This window comes from Blastopirellula sp. SH421 (assembly GCF_057808535.1).
Map to the genome: position 1 here is coordinate 3427429 of NZ_CM173712.1, position 18172 is coordinate 3445600.

10 protein-coding genes are annotated in these 18172 nt (G+C 53.6%); 4 read left to right on the forward strand and 6 right to left on the reverse strand.

Annotation, left to right across the window (positions count from 1 at the left end):
* Nucleotides 1–2 precede the first annotated feature (2 nt).
* Both SH421x_RS14220 and SH421x_RS14225 read right to left on the reverse strand, forming a co-directional pair.
* On the reverse strand, nucleotides 3–806 hold the full coding sequence (locus SH421x_RS14220) for a BPL-N domain-containing protein (RefSeq protein ID WP_488849847.1): 804 nt from the start codon (nucleotides 804–806) through the stop codon (nucleotides 3–5).
* 57 nt (nucleotides 807–863) lie between these two features.
* The gene (locus tag SH421x_RS14225) at nucleotides 864–2174 is read right to left on the reverse strand and encodes a C45 family peptidase (protein WP_488849849.1); all 1311 of its coding nucleotides are present in this window, start codon (nucleotides 2172–2174) and stop codon (nucleotides 864–866) included.
* A gap of 403 nt (nucleotides 2175–2577) precedes the next feature.
* On the opposite strand from SH421x_RS14225, the gene SH421x_RS14230 reads away from it, so the two are divergent.
* From SH421x_RS14230 to SH421x_RS14245, 4 genes are all read left to right on the forward strand, one after another.
* Nucleotides 2578–3774, forward strand: a complete 1197-nt coding sequence (locus SH421x_RS14230; protein ID WP_488849851.1) for a XylR family transcriptional regulator — start codon at nucleotides 2578–2580, stop codon at nucleotides 3772–3774.
* A 419-nt stretch (nucleotides 3775–4193) separates the two neighbouring features.
* On the forward strand, nucleotides 4194–5144 hold the full coding sequence (locus tag SH421x_RS14235) for a DUF1559 family PulG-like putative transporter (RefSeq protein WP_488849853.1): 951 nt from the start codon (nucleotides 4194–4196) through the stop codon (nucleotides 5142–5144).
* Between the two features lie 147 nt (nucleotides 5145–5291).
* Nucleotides 5292–5732, forward strand: a complete 441-nt coding sequence (locus tag SH421x_RS14240; RefSeq protein WP_488849855.1) for a hypothetical protein — start codon at nucleotides 5292–5294, stop codon at nucleotides 5730–5732.
* Between the two features lie 456 nt (nucleotides 5733–6188).
* Entirely contained in the window at nucleotides 6189–7913 is a 1725-nt protein-coding gene (locus SH421x_RS14245) for a chloride channel protein (protein WP_488849857.1), read from the forward strand.
* 64 nt (nucleotides 7914–7977) lie between these two features.
* Here SH421x_RS14245 and SH421x_RS14250 read toward each other — a convergent pair whose 3' ends face one another.
* From SH421x_RS14250 to SH421x_RS14265, 4 genes are all read right to left on the reverse strand, one after another.
* The gene (locus tag SH421x_RS14250; protein ID WP_488849859.1) at nucleotides 7978–11820 is read right to left on the reverse strand and encodes a PVC-type heme-binding CxxCH protein; all 3843 of its coding nucleotides are present in this window, start codon (nucleotides 11818–11820) and stop codon (nucleotides 7978–7980) included.
* A gap of 498 nt (nucleotides 11821–12318) precedes the next feature.
* Nucleotides 12319–13953: a TolC family protein gene (locus SH421x_RS14255; RefSeq protein ID WP_488849861.1), complete on the reverse strand. Its 1635-nt coding sequence runs from the start codon at nucleotides 13951–13953 to the stop codon at nucleotides 12319–12321.
* 5 nt (nucleotides 13954–13958) lie between these two features.
* Nucleotides 13959–15179: an HlyD family secretion protein gene (locus tag SH421x_RS14260; RefSeq protein ID WP_488849863.1), complete on the reverse strand. Its 1221-nt coding sequence runs from the start codon at nucleotides 15177–15179 to the stop codon at nucleotides 13959–13961.
* Nucleotides 15180–15407: 228 nt separating this feature from the next.
* Nucleotides 15408–17543, reverse strand: coding sequence for a peptidase domain-containing ABC transporter (locus tag SH421x_RS14265; RefSeq protein WP_488849865.1), 2136 nt, complete (start codon nucleotides 17541–17543; stop codon nucleotides 15408–15410).
* Nucleotides 17544–18172 lie beyond the last annotated feature (629 nt).

The window sequence follows — 18172 nt, forward strand, 5'->3', positions numbered from 1 at the left end:
ACTTAGGGATGTGAACCTGCCCAGCGAATCCCTTCCATCATGATGAAATTGGGGCCGCCCGTTTTCTCAGGATGCGGGCTAAAGCAGATGACCCGACCTTCTTCATACATGGTGCGAATGATCGCATGCGTTCCGACCATTGCGCCGACCGGAGCCCCCTTTTTGGCGATCTCGGTTTCGTAGGTCGCTAGAACTTCGTAGCCCGGCAGTTTGGGATCATCATGAGGAACGAGCAGCGGACCTTGACCGTAGTAGCATTCGAGTTTGGCTTTGTCCGATTTCAGCAGGTCGCAGCCAGTCGATGACAGACCAAGCGAAACAGGTCCGGTACCACGAGCCCAATGCGAACGATCCCAGACCTTGGCATTGACAATCCCGAGCGACCATTCGTATTGAGCCGAAGCAAGGTAAGAGCCGGCACATATGCCGACGTATCCGCCCCCAGCGCGGACAAAGTCCTTCACCACTTTGCAGCCTGTTTCTTCCAGTTTTTTCGCTTGTACGCTCGCCGAACCGCCTGGCATGATCAGAACGTCAAAATCTTTAAGGATGCCTTCGCGGATCTCGTTGGGCGATACGATGACGCTTTCAAAGCCATTTTCGGCCACCAAAAATCGCTCCAGGTTTGTAGGCCCCGATCCCTCGCCGTTTTTGTCCGCATGACTGTAGATTGCGACGCGAATCAATTGTTTGTCGGTCGCGTTCTCTGGCGATTTCGCCAATGCGATCGCAGGCAGTAGGATGGCGATAATCGCCGACAGGATCGGAAGCAAGCGATGAACACGGTTATTAGCAAGGCAGATCATGTTTGGTCCGTCCAGGTATTATCAAAGGTGAGTTAGATATCGGGGAGCGTGTATTGCTTACGGTGTGGCCGATGTCGAGATTGGCTCGAACAACGGTAGTGCAGGTTGCGGAGTCGCCAAAGCGGCGCCTTTGGCGTCGAGCAACTCTTTTTCCATTGCCTGCATCGCTCGCTTGGCGACTTGCGCATGAAATCTGGCGACCGTCGCCGGTACAATTTTGCGTTTTGCCCACGAGGCTTTTACCTTTTGCGTGTCCGACAACAGGGCGTCTTCCGTAGCCCACAGATCGCTCCAAATGCCAGGCAAGGCTTGCGTGTACACCCCATCTTTGTCGGGCGTCATATTCCAATCGCGAAGCGAAATTGCGATCTCTCCGATCTCGCCTCCGCGCTCATCCGCTAGTTCGTCGGCGACGCCACCAGCGACCCAGCAAGGAACGGCGATCGAAAATTTGGGATCTCCCAAAATCGTCCACATCGTGGTCAACGCGGGATCTTCGCCGGGCAAGACTCCTTGAAACACGGCGGCCGAAACGGTCGTCGTGCGACTGATGGTGTTCTTTGTAGAGATCGTTTCAGGCAGGGTCCCCGCCGGTGAATTGACCGTTCCAGGAAGCGGACAATCTGCTGCTTCGGCCATATCACGCGTGCAATGACGAACCACGTGTTGTAACGATAGTTTTTGGTCAGCGTTGATCGCCATCAGCGAACAGGCACGCAGGTAGCGATCGGCTGAGTATAGCTTGCTCAGATCTTCGGACTTCGGATTGGGGTCGAGCTTGTTTGCAGTAGTGGAGAAATTGGAGCGGACGACGTAGCCGTGCGGCGCAACCTGAGGATCGTTGGCGTCAAACATGACGTACGACTTGGGGCCGGTCTCAAACAACACAGCGCCGCCTGCAGCGTCGATCACGCCAAAATTGGCGACCGTCGTGCGGCCAGACTGATTGGTGCTGTCCAACAGTTGAATAAAGTCGGCGACGGTCGCACAGGTCTCAAGCGCCTTTTTCATGAAGCCGCCGTTGCCGGGGCCTTGGGTCTCGCCTTCGATCTTTAGATCGGTACTGACCGAGTTTTCAATACAGAAGCCAACTTCGTTGACTCCCATCCAGATCGCGCCGCGATTGCCGGCGTTCACCACGCCGATTGCTTTGAACTTTCCACCCTCGAACAGCGCAACTTCGTTGTGAAGCGCTGAAGTAGTGTCTCGATTTTTCCACAAAAGCGGGCGACCGTCGACCGTCGCTTTGCCGCTGATCACGGCGGTCGTACATGCGCGACCTTCAGAGGCGACGCTGATGGCGACGAGACCAAGCAACATTCCCAAGCGAAGCGAATGTCGTAGCGAACTGGTAAGTGGTCGATCCATGATTCTTCCCAAGGCGAGTTTGGTAGTGAGCATTTAGGCGACTCTGGAGGAGGATAGCGACGAGCCGATTGCACTTTTTCTGAGCAAGCTCGCCTCCTTTTTATGAAGTATCCCCGAATCAAAAATACCCACAATGATTTAATGCGCAGAAAAATGTCCGTTTTTCCCCACTCGCCAATCCACCATCGTACAGGTTACGAAGGAGTCATCCCTGCCTTGTTGCTGAAACAACTATTTTTGCCAATCAGTTCGGCCCGGAAATTGCTTCATGAAGATTCACCGATGCTTTCCTGGATGAAGGCGGGGGAGCGCATCCTTTAGCCCCCCCAAAAAAGGGCCACAATCTCGCTCACTAAACTCCTGATTATTGGCTTCCTGATTATTAGTACTGAGAATCGACCGCATGATTCAGCGTCTTTCTGTCTATCCGGATCGCTTGCGTATCGCATTGCTGGTTCTTAACGAAAGCCAATGGAGCCGAGCAGTCCTCGAAGGGGTCTCGCGCTTTGCTACCGAACATGGCGGTTGGGATTTTTGGCTGAATCCGCGCGCCGTAAAAACAGAGTCGCTGATGCCGGCGGACTGGAAAGGCGACGGGATCATCGCCAGGATCTCGAACGAGCTGGTCCAGTCGTCGCTTGAGCGTCATGATTTGCCCACGGTCAACGTTTCGTGGCACGGCGAGCATTCGCACCGGTTCCCCAAGGTGATCGCTGATCCGCAGGGCTGCGGCGAATTGGCGGGTAATTTTTTTGTCCAGCGTGGATTTCAACACTTTGGCTATATTGGCCCCCCGCTCTGTTACAACTATCGCGATCCGGTTCAACCGGCGGCTGCGCGGGTGATTGAAGAGGCTGGTTATTCGCTCTCCAGCTTTTCGCCTGATCCGGCGTCCCCTTCTTCGGACTATGACTATCAGCGCAGCCGGCTGGTGCAGTGGGTCCGATCGCTTCCCAAACCAATCGGCATCATCGCCTTTTCGACGGTCGTGGCGCGCGAAATTATGCTTACCTGTTCGGCTGAAGGAATCAACGTGCCAAACGATGTCGCCGTCCTCGCAGTCGAACACGATCCGCTAATCTCGCAATTGTCGCCGATGCCTATTTCGTACATCCAGCAGCGGACCGAACTGGTCGGCTATGAAGCGGCGAAAGAGCTGCGACGACTCATTTCGGGCGGAACCCCACATGATGAGCCGATTTACATCGCACCAGAGGGGATCATCGAAAAGCCGTCGACCGATACGATTTTTGCGGCCGATGCAATGGTGCAAAATGCGGTTGCGTATATCAAACGAAACTGCGACACGGCGATTAATGTCTCTGACCTGACTCGCTATCTCGACGTATCGCGTCGATCGTTGGAGGATCGCTTTCGTAAAGCGCTTAACCGGACGCCGGCCGAGGAAATCCGCTTTGCGAGACTGGTGGTATTGAAGGATTTTTTGCGACAGACGAATCTCTCACTCGCCGAAATCAGCGCCAAATCGGGCTTTAGCTGCGAAAACGCGACCCTCCGTTTCTTTAAGAGAATGACCGGGATGACGCCGGGCGAATATCGTCGTAATTACGATCCTGTTGGAGCTGCTGCACAGGGCTGAGCGTTTGATCAATAATGCCCTAGAGTGATCTGATTCTCGTGGTTTTGCCTTTCTATGATCGCCAAACGAGTCAAGCGGATGCTTCACATCAAGGCATCTTTCTATCGCCTATTCCGGCAAGAATTCCACTAAACGAGTCCTCCCGTCGCCGGCACGCTCACAAGGTTGCTTAAGAATCGTGCGAGATTCAGCGGTGAAACAAAAATCTGGAGTCTCATTGCAAAATAGGTTAATCATTTTGCGTGAACGACCATAGGAGCCGATCGAGCAAAGGCTTAGGTTAATTGGAGTCCGATTAATCGAAAGCAGTTGTTGGGCTTTTTTTCCAGCTTCATTCATCTCAGATGCTACACAAAGGGGAACCGATGACTTCGCAAAAAAGGCTGGCTACAGCTCAAGTTCGCCAGGGATTTACCCTGGTGGAACTGTTGGTTGTGATCGCCATTATCGGTGTCTTGATCGCGCTGCTTCTGCCGGCGGTCCAACAAGCACGCGAAGCCGCTCGGCGGATGCAGTGCAGCAATAACTTAAAGCAGATGGGATTGGCGATGCACAACTATCACGATGTGCATGGATCGTTCCCGGCCGGTTATTACCGCCATATAAACGATGGGGGCGTTTCGGCGTTCAACGGCCCTGGTTGGGGCTGGGGAGCCATGATTTTGCCTCAAATTGAAGAGAATAATCGCTTCGATGCCCTCGCAGTCAACACGCAACCAGCTTCTGATGACGCCAATATTCTCGCTTACTCGCAACCACGGATTAACGCCTATCGTTGTCCGAGCGCTCCGGGTGGTGATTTGAACGAAACGTTTCCGAATTCTTCGAGCGCTCCAGCCCATGGTCTTTCGACTTATAAAGGGGTCTTCGGTGATCGCAACACCCAGTTTCGCTACGTCAATGAGCTGCCGAGTTGCGTCTATTTCGCCGGCAGTTGCAACGACGGGGGAAATGGGGTTTTCTCTCCTAACAGTCACATTAAATTCCGTGACATCACCGACGGCACGACCAACACGGTCATGATCGGCGAAGTTGCTTACGGTCCGAACGGAGCAACCAACAGTTCTGGGCTGATTGATTATCGAGGCGCCGTGTGGATTGGAATCACCGCCAACGGGAACTCTACCGCAGGCGTCCGCAGCAACGTGGCGACGATTCAGACATTCCGCGGCATTATTGGCAGCGGAGCGGCTAGTAAAGAATATGTCGTGAACGGCACGAACAGCAATGCCTTCGGATCCCATCACTCAGGCGGAGCGCAGTTTCTGTTGTCGGACGCAAGCGTCCGGTTTATTACGGAAACTCTCGACTCAGCGATCATCAATCGAATTGCAACCCGCAATGACGGAGAAGTTGTCGGCGAGTTTTAATCCACGGGCGATACAGAGAGCATCAGGCACGTCAACGCTGCTTTCGGCTATCAACTTTACTTGAACCGAAAGTAACAAATCCAAGCTTCGCCTAAGTTGGCGTTCCGCTGCCCAAGCAACCATTACTAGCCCGATAAAGTAGACGCTATGAAATTTTGCTTGCCAATTGTGAGTGCAGTGATCGCGTTTGGCGGTTGCCATATGTACTCTGATAGTATCGATACGATTTCGGTTTCGGGAATTGTGCAAATGGAAGGAAAACCGATTGAAAACGCTGAAGTGGCGTTTTCGTCTGAGGTGCTGCCGATGGCATTTGGAATCACTGATGCCGAGGGAAAGTATGAACTATCCACACGACGTTATGGCAAAGGGGCCGCACCTGGTGAGTACAAGGTCAAGATACACATGACCGACCAAACTGCCGAAGGTGGCACCGGCCGCAAGGTGCAAATCCCCAAGGTCTATAGCGACAAAGGGGTTGCTTCCGTCACGGTCAGCGCCTCGGAGGGGCGAAGTTTTGATTTTCAACTCGCCAGTAAGCCTTCGCGTAAGGCTTCAGCTTGGGAAGACCAACCCAGCGAGCAGTAGTCGCAACGCACCGTGCTAACGGTATGTTAGGCAATCGAGCGAACTAATTTAATCGTCACCCTAATTCTGTGGTGCTGCACTGGATTGCAGCACGCAAAGTGGACATGATCGCCGCATCCGCTGTTGATCAGATCCACTTCGCCAGCGCGGCCTGAACTCTCTTTCGTTTTGGCGTCGCTTTCATGGGGCAGGTTCAGCTCTGGATTTACGGATCAATGTCCCCTGTATGCTGAAGGCGGGGACGATCGGTTCTGGCGTTCTAAAATTGTGCCGCAGCCCGCTCTGGGCAGCCGAATAATCGCTGTATCCGCTATAAATACAACTTGCGGAACAACTGCGAGCTACAATCCACGGGTCAATCGATATCCAGCAATTTCATAAGGCATTTCCCCTGATTTTTGGGGCTGATCATGACGAGTAGACCAAGAGTAAACCGCCCCCCTTGGAGATAAGTGCGTGCCCACAACGCTGCAGCGGCCTGTTGGCCTCATTGTCATGTGTCTGCTCTCGCTGGCGATCGGCGTGATCGGAGGACTCGGCGCTTGGCTGTTTCGTTTGTTGATCGGCGTGCTGCACAATCTGTTCTTTTTGGGCGAGTTGAGCTTTTCGTACGACGCTAATGCGCACACGAGCAGCAACCCTTGGGGCGCCGGAATCATCCTTGTGCCGGTCTTGGGGGCGCTGATGGTCGCCTGGTTGGTCAAGACCTTTGCTCCGGAAGCCAAAGGGCATGGTGTCCCTGAAGTCATTGACGCGATCCACTACAAGCGCGGCATCATCCGTCCGATTGTCGCAGTGATCAAATCGCTCGCATCGGCGATCTGCATCGGCAGCGGCGGGTCGGTGGGACGCGAAGGTCCGATCATTCAGATTGGCAGCGCGTTCGGAGCGACTCTCGGCGAAATACTCAACGTCCCGGCTCGGCAACAGGTGACGCTGGTGGCTGCCGGAGCGGCGGCCGGAATCGCAGCCACCTTCAATGCGCCGCTGGGCGGAGTCTGTTTTGCCATCGAACTTCTCTTGATCTCTATCAATGTCCGCACGCTGTTGCCGGTGGCCTTGGCGACGATCACGTCTACGTACATCGGTCGCGCGCTGCTGGGGGTTTATCCAGCTTTCAATATCGAGCCGCTGCAAGTCAATCAGTTTGCGTTGGATTCTCCCTGGATGTTGCTGCTGTTGGTTCCCTTCGGCGTCTTGATGGGGCTGGCGTCGGTCGTGTTTATCAAGGGAATCTATTGGACCGAAGATCAATTCGATAAAATGCCCGGCGGCGATTTGGTCCGACATGCGTCAGGCATGCTGGTTTGCGGAATATTGTTCTATCTGATGTGGCGGACAACGGGGCGCTACTATCTGGAAGGGATCGGTTACGCGTCGATCGTCGATATATTGAGCCGCGAATTGACCAATCCTGGCTTTCTCTTGCTGCTCTGCGCGTTGAAGTTGCTGGTCACCAGTTTAACGCTTGGTTCAGGCGGTTCTGGAGGCGTCTTTTCGCCGGCACTGTATATGGGCGCCACGCTCGGAGCGGCGTATGCCCATTTTGCGAACCAGTTCATTCCGGGACTGCATGTGGATCCGGTTACCTTCGCGCTAGCCGGCATGGCCGCCGGTGTGGGAGCCTCGACCGGAGCGATGCTCACCGCCGCAGTGATGCTGCAAGAGATGACTGCCGACAATAATGTGATGATGCCGATCATCGTGACTACAATCCTCGCTTGTGCGGTTCGTAAGGTTCTCTCACCGGCGAGCATCTATACGCTGAAACTGTTGCGTCGCGGGCGAATCGTTCCCGAAGGGCTTCAGGCTGCGCTTGATGACGCGCGGCATGTCGAAGATGTCATGGGGCAAGAATATCGCATCGTCTCCGAAAATACGGCCATCGAACCCTATGCCGGGCTCACGATTGTCGCGCAAGAGGGACGTGTCGTTCGAGTATTTCATCCGTACAGCACCGTCGCTCCCCCCTCACAGTCTCCATCAGATGCTGGAGATCCGTTCCTACTATTTCCAACAAAAACACCTTTGGTCGATGCAATGCGTGAGCTGCAATTGGCCGATGCAAATTGCGCTGTGGTGCTATCCAAGCCTAGCTCAGATCGGATTGAGGATGTGATCGGCGTGATTACCTGGCACGAACTTGGCGTTTACCGCACGCGCTGGTCCGAACTGCTTTGATAGAACGCTCACGGCGACCGATCAGAGCATTGCTGAGAAGATTTCTAGCAGAAAAGTTGCTGGACTATGGTTTCTCGGCGATTTTCAAACTTTCTAAATAGGCGACGATATCGGCGAAGTCCTGAAGTTGCATCCCTTCTTGAATGCCGTTGGGCATCGAAGAGAGGGGGCTGCGCCTGAAGTCTTCAATCTCATCATCCGCGATCCGCACTGTTTTGCCTTCGGCCGTCACCACTTCGACCGCTTCAGGACTTTCAAGTTTCAACACGCCCGTGATGATCGTCCCGTCGGTTGTCATCACCACGCCGGTATCGTAACCGTTGGCGATTCGCAGTGACGGTTCTAAAATGGAACGAATGAGCTCTTCCCGAGGATACTTTGATCCGATTCCCACTAGGTCTGGACCAACTTTGCCGCCATCCCCGCCGACTGCATGGCATTTGATGCAAGCGGCTCCTTTGGTGTTTTCAAAGATTGTCTTACCTCGAGCGGCTTCTCCGACATGCGACCCGGCGAAGCTGCGGAATGATTCAATGTCAAGCTTCTCAGGCACATCCTGATAAAGGAACGCCAGTTTTGGGTCACGCTGGCTAATCGCTAACGAAAAATCCCAGGGTCCGCCGTCATTGCCGCAGCGTAGCCAGACGTGATTGACGCCGGCGGTCAGATCGACGCTAAAAGAGTCGCGATCTTTAGACCAACCGCTATTGCGATCAAATTCATAGATTTGCTTGCCGTTGACCCATACGGTCAATTGATCGTCGCTTCCCACTTGCAACGTCGCCGAACCGGACTCGCCACGCACTACCGGCGTGTAAGCGTAACACCACACACGTTCACGCGATCCTTGCAAATAGTTGGCCGGCGATACGCGGCCATCTTTGTCGTTGGTTGTTATCGTCTGCCATTGGACGCTTCGCGTGCCGACGTGGATCAATTGTTCCGCTTCAGGCGCTGCCTGAAATTCAAACGGCGGAGGCGTGCTGTTTTCTCCATCTTTCGGAAAAGGGCCGATCAACTTCCACTCGAGCAACGGAACCGGCGTCTCGAACACGCTTTGCAGCGGACTGCGAGTTTTGTTGGACAATTCTCCACTTTGATTCAACGCAACGATATCATCACGCACCGAATCTCGAATGGCCAGCAGCGCGTTCATCGTCGCTTTACGCAGCTCTTGATTGGCGCTGGTGAGTGCGCTCAGATATTGGGGCAAAGCACGACGATCCGGCATCGCGGTCAGCGCCAGCTGCGCGTCAAACTGCGTCTCTGGGTCTTCGGCGGAAATCAAGATCGCCGGAACCGCTTCGCTAGACTTGAGTACCGCAAGGGTCGCTAACGCCGCTTTGCGAACGTCAGCCTGCGGATCTTGCAACGATTGAACCAAAGTGGAGACAGCCTTGGCTCCTTGGATTTCGCCCAGCGCTTTAATTGCCGCTACCTGAATGACGGGGTTCGCGTCTGTCAGTAGGTGGAGGACCGGATCGATCGATTTTTCGCTTTTGAGCGTGCTCAATGTTTCCAATGCGACAACCTTCAGTTCCGGCGTGCTGTTGCTGGCGCTAATAATTGCCAACAGTTGATCGATTGCCGAATCCGATCCCAGTACAGCCAAGCCCTGGATCGCTTCGCGCCGGGTAGCATCGGCTAGTTGCTCATTGGCAGCAATCGCAGCGAACAATTGCGCCGAATCGCGATCTTTTAACTGGGCCAGCGTGACGATCGCCGCAGTCGCTTCTTCGACAGATTTGTCGGCAGCGGCAATTTCTCGCAGCAATTCCTTGCAGCGATCATCCTGGATATCATGCAAAGCATGAATCGCCGCCAGACGGACGTGGCTGGATGTCGCGTTCTTCAACACCTGCCGAAAAGTCGCGGCGATCGATTCGGTACCGGACCACGCGATTGACTTGCTGCGAGCCGGTTTGCCGCGAGCGGGCTGCGTTCCCCACCAACCTTTCTCGTAAGGCGCAGCTTGCATGTAGACTTGTTTGAGCGCCGTAACGGCGTTGGCCTGCTCGATGGGGTTCGCTCCGTTTAACACAAACTGACGCAATTCCTCGATCGCCGCCAGATCATAAACGCCGGATAGCGTCACCAAGGCGACCGCGGTCGTTTGCTGATCTTGCAGATACTTTTTCGCATCTTGCCAATTGTTGATCTGCCGCAGCGCCTGCATGGCGCAGTGCTGGACCGTCGAATCTGCATCGACTAAAGCGGGCCACACAATCTTGGCTAATTCGGGATCTCCCTGAGACGGCAACACATAGTGCTTATCGTCTTCGCGAGCGCGCACCACGCCAGGCTCGCCGCTATCGACGCTCCTCCATTTTTGATCCGTCAGCATGTCTCCGATCCGACCGATCGCGATGGCGCAATTGAGGCGAACTGCCGCATCATCGTCCGATTGCAATCGCTGAGCGAGCGCTGGGATCGCTTGCTGGCTGCGATGCAGCGCGAGTGCACGTGCCGCTTGGGCACGTACATCGGCGTCGGCGTCATGCAAGGCGGATATCCAGAGCGGGGTCGAATCGATCTTGTCGCCGGCGGTGATCGCCTCACTTTCGCGATGCACCGAACCGGCCCAAATTGCATGGATCTTGGCCAGCGGGGCGGCTTTGGGATCGCTCAGCAGTTGATTTGCTGCTTGTACCGCGGCGGCCGATTTGGCGATTGCGAATTCGGCCCGCATCCGCTCAGCATGCGCTGGATGAGCCAATGATGCGATCCATTGGTCGAGGGTCGCTCCCTGAAACGGAGCCCTCGGCGGCTCATGCTTAGCCGCAGGCTGATCGCCGGTATAAGTGACGCGGAATAGTCGCCCTTTGACTTGCTTGTTGACCCAGCCGTTGTAGTTCCAATCGGCGACATACATATGCTTGCCGCTGGGGCTAAAGCAAAGATCCTGAGGGCGAAATGGTTCGCCGCTATCATCCGGAACCAGAAAGTCTTCCATCTGCGATGTGAACGTCGCGCCATCCCTGCTCAGACGGAAGAGCTGCACTTTTTGTTTGCCCCATTCGCACATAAACGGCACATTGACCAGGTCGGCCGGCCAGGCCGCTTCGCGGTAGGCGTCGGCGCCCACCGGCGAACCCCCGGCGTGTTCTGAGATGCGCGGCAAGTGCCGTTCGGGATGTGAGTGATAGTCATACGGATAGCCAAAATAGCCGGACGGTACGTGGTGCGTGAAGCGTGTCCACCAGCCGACGCCGTCGTCGGTATTATCATAGGTGAACATATTGTCGAGCGAGTCCATCGCGACATCCAAATGATTACGCGTTCCCGACGAGACAATTTCTAGCTCGGTCCCGTCCAGTTTCATACGAATGATGCCGCCCCCTTCGAGCGTAATAGTCGAGCCATCGGCGCCGACTGCTTTCGGGACTCCTTTATCGCCCACGCTGACATAGACGCGACCATCCATACCCAAATGCGTACCGGTCACAATGTGATCGTTAAACCCGTAGATGCCGGCCGGCGGCCCGAAACCATCGGCCAGTTCCCTCCGCTCATCAGCAACGCCATCACCGTCGGAGTCTCGAAAAACCGTATAGTGCGGCGCGTGCAACACATACAGCGATCCATCGTGCCAGATCATGCCAAACACGGCGGCCAGATTCTCACAAAAGATGGTTTTGCGTGTCGGTTCTCCGTTGGCGTCCATCTCAAATCGAACGATTCGATCGAACTCTTGCGTGGTCGGCCCCCGCATGTCCATCGGATCAAGCCCCACAAACAAATTGCCCTGGTCATCGCACGTAACGACGGAAGGATGTTCAATCTCGGGAACCGTGGCCAGCAATTTTACATCGAACTCTGGCAACAGACATCTCTGAGCATTCACTGTCGAAGCGAAGCTCATTCCGATCAGTGCAAAGAGGCTCAGCAGGTAGGTAAGTTTTTTCATGCTTGTCATCAAGGGAAGGATTCGGGGCGGAAAAATCGCTAAGGTGGGACGCAAGCTGGTCTCACAGTAACTATCGCCAAAGGCGAATTCAAGTGCCGCAAACCTATAAATAACGGCATCTGTCTCACTAACCTCGACCGCGCAGTCGAAGCATGAGTACGGCGCCAAAAGACGACAATCGAGTGCGTGCCGAAGATGAAATCCGCCCTCCCCTTATGCGAATGTCTCACGGGGGCATCCTAAAGCAGCTCAGTGCTTTTTGCCGACGCAACCGACATCGCGTATCAGGCAAGGCGAACTTTGAAGGAAGATATTGAGGGATTTGCTTTTCCCGCTGAACACCGAGCGTCCTTTGGCAAGCCCAGTAGCCAAGGGCTGCGGCCATGCTCGTTTCGCCGATAGCGGGAGGCTAGAGGTTCACCGCTCTACGGTCAAGTTGCCCAGCGAAGGATTTGCAGAAGGCACAAAAACTGCGAGCGTAGCTTGGATAGCCGACAATTAATTGTCGGATGCAAGTGGACTGATCGACAATGCAGCTCGATAGTCAGCCATGGCCGCGAAGTAGTCCGCTTGGGCGTCAATCAAAAGAAATTGGGCGTCGGTCGCCGATTGCTCATAGATGTTTAGTGAAATCAGATCAATGTCGCCGGCATTGAATTGCGCTCGCCCCATGTCCATTGTCTCTTCCGCTAATCGGACGTTCGTCGTGGCTCTATCAATTCTCCCCTCGGCGGCCCGGAGAGCAGAGACTGCATCCTGGACTGCGGCAGTCACGCGGTTGATGGCAAATTGGCGTTTGACTTGATTTTGCGAAAGCTTGCCTTGCACCATTTGGATCTTACCGCGAGCCTCACGACGTTGCAGGGGGACTTCGCCATAAAGTCCGGCCTCCAGTTGGAAAGGGGTCTTATCCCCCTTAGGACTGGCAGCAGCGCCAACGTCTTTTTTAGCGAGAATGGCCGTATCTAATTTGGGAAGGAGCATATTCTCAGCTTGAGCAAGTTCGATTCGAAGCTGTTCGGCTTGTAAGTTCAATTCTCGCAGTTCAGGCGAAGCGGTCACCGCTTGCGCTATGTCGCTTGCAAGCGTCGTATCGTCGCGACGTGAAATCGGGGGAAAGTATTTGGGCAGCAGTGATTCATCGGGGATCACCGGTTCTCCATCATTCCGACGCAGGTACAGAGAAAGCTTGATCGCTGACTCTTGCAGTTTGCGTTCAGATTCTATGATTTTGGCTTCCCGAGCGGCAATTAATTGCTCATTATTAATCCTTACAATCTCAGGCAAGTCGCCAGCTTTCACTCGCTCTTGGACCTGATTCACGCGTTCTTGGGCCAAATCTAGCAGTGCACGGCGTGCCTGCAAAGCTTGCCCTGCTGCTACCCAAGTCCAGTAGTTGATCGAGGCAAGTCGAACAACCTCTAGGATCTGCGCTTGGATTGCCGGTTCAACCGCTTGTCTGGCGACGGCAGACTTCAAGACGTTTTCTCGCCGCTTGTCGATGGTTCGATCTTTCAGCAGCGGCGTGCCAAAGCCCAAGGCAAATTCGCCCCCTTCGTTGGTTTCACGTTCTCCATACCAAGGTTCAAAAAAGCCGTCGCCAATTCGATAACCACCGTAGGCGTAACCTCCTCCATAAAGCGGTTGCTCTACGGAAATGCCGTTACGATAGTTTTTGTAGTACCCCATCGGCGCCGCGATTCCAAATCCCTTGACCTTGAGATCAAACTCTCCCCAGGCGCTAGTCTGATTGCCGTCTGCAATCTGCCGTTCAATCAAAGCGTTAACAACTTTGGGATACGATATCTGGACAGAGCTGATCACTTCCTGAAGTTCCAAATCCGAGGGTGCAAACACAACCTCAGGCACCGGTTCTGGCAGTACAAACGGTTCTGGAAAAAGCGTCAGCTCTTGGTCGTCCTCGAGATACGAAACCGGAATGAATTGTTGTTCTGCGGAGTCTGCTTCCGGCATTTGCAGAGAAGCTTCGGTCTTTTGCGGAGGCTGGTTAGCCAGAGCCTTGTTCGGGTAGGCGGCGTGCCGCTTATCTTCGGCAAGTTGTCGCGCACTAGAACGGCATCCGCTGCTAATCACAACGATGATTGATAGGCAAACCAAACTAGACTTGAACACTAATATCATTTCGGAAGCGGGACCTTCTTCTTCTTGTCGTCGCTCGAATCGCTGGTAGGTTCATCCGGAGAAACCACCGGAGGGAACCCATTGAGTTGCCTCCAAATTTCGTATCCCAAGGAGACTTCGCGGAGCAAAACCCAACCGTTTGCTCGAACTCCTTGGCGTAAATAGCGGTCCGATGGCCACGCCTGTTCACTGGTTGCATTGACTTGAATTCGAAACTTTCCTTTACCGTCGTCTGACGGATCGATCGCCGCGACTTGGCCCCCAAAGGTTCCTACGGCGACCGAAGGCCAGCCTGCAAATTGAACGGCTGGCCACCCTTCAAATTGCAATCGGACATGGTCGCCACGGCTAATTAGCGGCATATCATTGCCCGACACCCATAGCTCCACCACACGCTCAGTTGCATCGGGAACAATGGTAAATAAGGGATCGCCTTCCTTCAGCGTCTGTCCGCGTTCAAACACCGGCATCCTAAATATGACGCCATCACGAGGAGCACGAACATCCATACGCTCAAGCTCCGAGGCCTTAATCTCTAGATCTCGTTTCTCTTTTTTCACCGTAGCAATCTGCCCAAGGGCATCTTGCTCCATGGCTCGTGCGTAATCGACTTTTGTTTTCGCTTCGCGCTCTTTTTGAATGCGCTCGCTTTTCTTCGCTTCCCATTCTTCTTTTGCGGCGTCGATTTTTAATTTTAGCGATTCGAGATCGGCGATCGCGACGTCCCAATCCTTTTTGTATTTTTCAATCTCAACCGATGCTTTGATTCCTTTGTCGGCAAGACTTTTTTGACGCTCATAGTTGAGTCTTGCTTGGTACTCTTTGGCTTCATAGCCGGGCTGAAGTTTGAGTTCTGAATCCCATTTCGCCCTGGCCGCATCGATCAGTTCTTCCGCCGCGGTTACTGCCGCTATTTGAGCGGCTTGAAAGTCCACAACGTTGCGAGCGTAAACTTCAGCTTTCACTTCTCCGCTCGCCAGCTTCGCGTCCAAATCGATGATTTGCCGGTCTAACTGGTCACGCAAGTTCGCCGCAGTGGGCTCGATCTCGACAATAAGATCACCTTGCTCCACACGCATTCCCTCTCGAAGTCCCTCGGCAATCTGAACCACTACTCCTTTGGATGGCGACAAAACGGTTTGCTGACGCTCCTGCGGCATGTAAGCGACGACCTTGCCTGTTCCCTTCGCGGATTGTTGCCAAGGCGCGAAGAACATAGCAAAAATAAAGATCGCTAGCATGACTAGCATTGCATTTGCAAGTCGCCAAGCGTTTCGCGAAGATTGAACCAGCTTAAGCGCAGGCAATCTTGCTCTCAAAGGATTCGTCTTCTCACTCTTCATTGGACTCCTTCTATTTTGTATCGGGACTTGATGGCAGAATCGTTAATTTCATGCCAGTCGGCGAAATCATATTTCTTCACCTTGCTTTTGCGTTATGTCGGCTTAGAGGGTCAGGCGTCGGTCACATTCGCTAGCGACGATTCCGCGTCCCGTCGTAATCAAAAGTGACCACGGCGGCTTGTTGCTGCGCAGATTTTCAATCAGTTCGACGGCGGAATCGTCGGAGAGAACATCCAGCACACCATCCACTAATAACAATCGCGGTCGCCCGATAATTGCCCTTGCGAGCATCAAGCGAGCAGCTTGACTGGAAGAGAGAAGGTTGCCATCCGTTTGGATTTCTGTTCCCAACCCCTCTGGCAATTTCAGCAGTTCTTCAAGCAAACCGACAATCCGCAGCGCCTCGTGTACATCCAGAGAACTTAGGTGGGGACGATTAAGATGAACGTTTTCATTGATCGTCCCGTTGAAGATCTCAATACCGCGCGCGACTGCAATGCTCTCTCGCAGAGAACCGGTTCGTATTTCACGTAGATCGATGCCATCTAGTTTGACATGTCCAGTTGAGGGTTGGCGAACACCGCTTAAAAGATCGATGATCGTGCTCTTCCCGGCGGCGGCCGGTCCTACCAACGCGACAGATTCGCCAGGTTCTAACCGGAAGCTGAACTCTTTCAGGACAGAATGCGAACCATATTTGTAGGTCACATTGCTGAACTCGACAGCAGCTGGATTGCCGTTTGAGACTTGAAATAGGCTGTCATGAGACTCTGTCGGCAAATCAAAGAGTTGCCCGAGCTTATCCATGGCAGCTAACAGGTCGTAGAAACTTTCTAGGTGTTTCCCCAGCTTTGCAAACCCGCCAACAATGATAATCACGATCAACTCCGCCGCAACGAGCTGGCCTAGGGTTAACTCACCAGCGATAACCAGCCAACCACCGAGACCAAGCAGCGCCGTCGAGGCGAATGCTTGCAGCCCCAATGCAAACAGAATCTGACGAATGAGAATGCGAAAATGATTACGACGATCATCCAACCAATGAACCGCCAGATGGTCCGCACGATCCAGTGCAAACTGCGATCCAGAGTGTAACTTGAAAGCCGTGGGGTGCCTTGCGAGTTCTTGCAACCATGCGCCAACCGCGTACTTGGCTTTCGATTCTTTGACAGCAGTCTTCACCGCGCCGCGGCCCAATCCAAAAATTGTAAATACGATCAAGAGCGTCAACACGAAGACAAAGCCAAGGAGGAAAGGATGATAAAGTGCAAGCACCACCATCCCGATCAAAGTCTGTAATAGCAGGGCGATGCCATCCAGCAGCAAAGCGGAAGTCGATTTTTGAAGTGTTACGACGTCAAAAAAGCGATTGACTAACTCGGGGCCATGCTTGTCATCGAAAGCTTTTTGATCAACGCGCGGCAGACGATAGGCTAAGTCCTCCACAACACGTACGAAAAAGCGACGTTGGATAATCTCGACCAAAAAAACCAACAAGCCCTTCATCGCAGCGGCAAATGCAAGGAATGTGAATAACAGCACGACCAACACAATAAGCGGTTGGACATAACGCCCAAAGGCAACGGTGTTAACCAACGCTTCGACAGCGATCGGAGAGGCCAACGCCAAGACTCCAACAACAATCGAAAAAACAAAGATGACCCAAAGATCTTTTTTCTCTGGTTGAAGCAGATAGATGAGACGCGCAAAGGGCGAAATCGTTTTTTTCGCCGGTTGGCTCTCTTTACCAGATTTTGGCGACTCGCACGCTAGCGCCGGCTGACCAATAACCCAGCGACAGGTTGAACCTGGCTTATTCAAATGCAATCGCTTTTTGAGTCGATTGAGGCTGATCCATACGCCTTCATTCTCTTCTTCTCTGCCGGCGATTCGAATTCGATTGCCACGAAGCTCCGTCAGCAGTACTAAGCGTTGTTCGCCAGCCTCATCTTCGACGCAGGTTGCGACGGGATTCCCTTGCCCGAGAAACAGCAAGGCTTCGTCCAGCGGCGACTCCAGCGAGCGTATTTTTAAGCCGAGAATCTCGCCTACTTCGATCAATCGTCGAGAGCTGGATTGCCAATCCCCGCCTGGCATGGCCCGTTCGATTTCGCCCATCGCCCGGGCTGCCAAGCTTCGATCAAATGGAATCCGGGCAGCAATCGAAAACGCCTCCAAAACGCGAATCGCATCCTGGGACGGAATGGTCGTAATAATTTCGCTCTTGTCTTCGGTCATAGATTTTCGCGTCCAGCCCGATTTAACAGGTCGCTAGAGTGTTCGCTCATTAATTTAGGTCGCGGAAAAATGGCATTCACCAACCGGAAAATACGCTAGCTAAGACTCAACCCTCAACCTGCAGGGTCGCCGTCATGACCTAGCTGCCCAGATATTCCTGATCTTCGTCAAAATCGTACGAGTCACTTGCAACAGTTGCAGAATGAATTCGGGGAGACTTGGATACTGCGGTAATACGCCGCCCGAGACCACCCGCTGGAAGGGGCGGTAAAAGCGCGCAAACAACGATTATTGTACCACGAAAAATTATTTGACCATTTAGTTTCGCCACTACTTCTGATGACTCACGCCAAACTGACCAAGGCTTCAACTGGGAGCTGTGAATTGCTTCCCAACGGTGTATCGTGTCCCTCTTGAGATGGCAGTGGTCCGGCTGGTTTAGAAACAAACTCCAGGATGGAGCAGACTGTTGATTTCTGGGATGGGCTGGCGAATCGCAAGAATGCAAGCCGTGAAGAGCACGGATCTGAGCTAAGCGAGTTAAAAATACCGCGGCGGCAGCATTTTCACACGAGAGATGGATTTCGCTCGGCCTCAAGCCCTTAGAAATCCGCACTGCGAAACAAGGA

Bases quoted from the DNA above. Each gene is read 5' to 3' on its own strand.
- SH421x_RS14230 (WP_488849851.1), top strand. From the start codon at position 2,578: ATGATTCAGCGTCTTTCTGTCTATCCGGATCGCTTGCGTATCGCATTG.
- SH421x_RS14225 (WP_488849849.1), bottom strand. From the start codon at position 2,174: ATGGATCGACCACTTACCAGTTCGCTACGACATTCGCTTCGCTTGGGA.
- SH421x_RS14240 (WP_488849855.1), top strand. From the start codon at position 5,292: ATGAAATTTTGCTTGCCAATTGTGAGTGCAGTGATCGCGTTTGGCGGT.
- SH421x_RS14250 (WP_488849859.1), bottom strand. From the start codon at position 11,820: ATGAAAAAACTTACCTACCTGCTGAGCCTCTTTGCACTGATCGGAATG.
- SH421x_RS14265 (WP_488849865.1), bottom strand. From the start codon at position 17,543: ATGACCGAAGACAAGAGCGAAATTATTACGACCATTCCGTCCCAGGAT.
- SH421x_RS14260 (WP_488849863.1), bottom strand. From the start codon at position 15,179: ATGTTCTTCGCGCCTTGGCAACAATCCGCGAAGGGAACAGGCAAGGTC.
- SH421x_RS14220 (WP_488849847.1), bottom strand. From the start codon at position 806: ATGATCTGCCTTGCTAATAACCGTGTTCATCGCTTGCTTCCGATCCTG.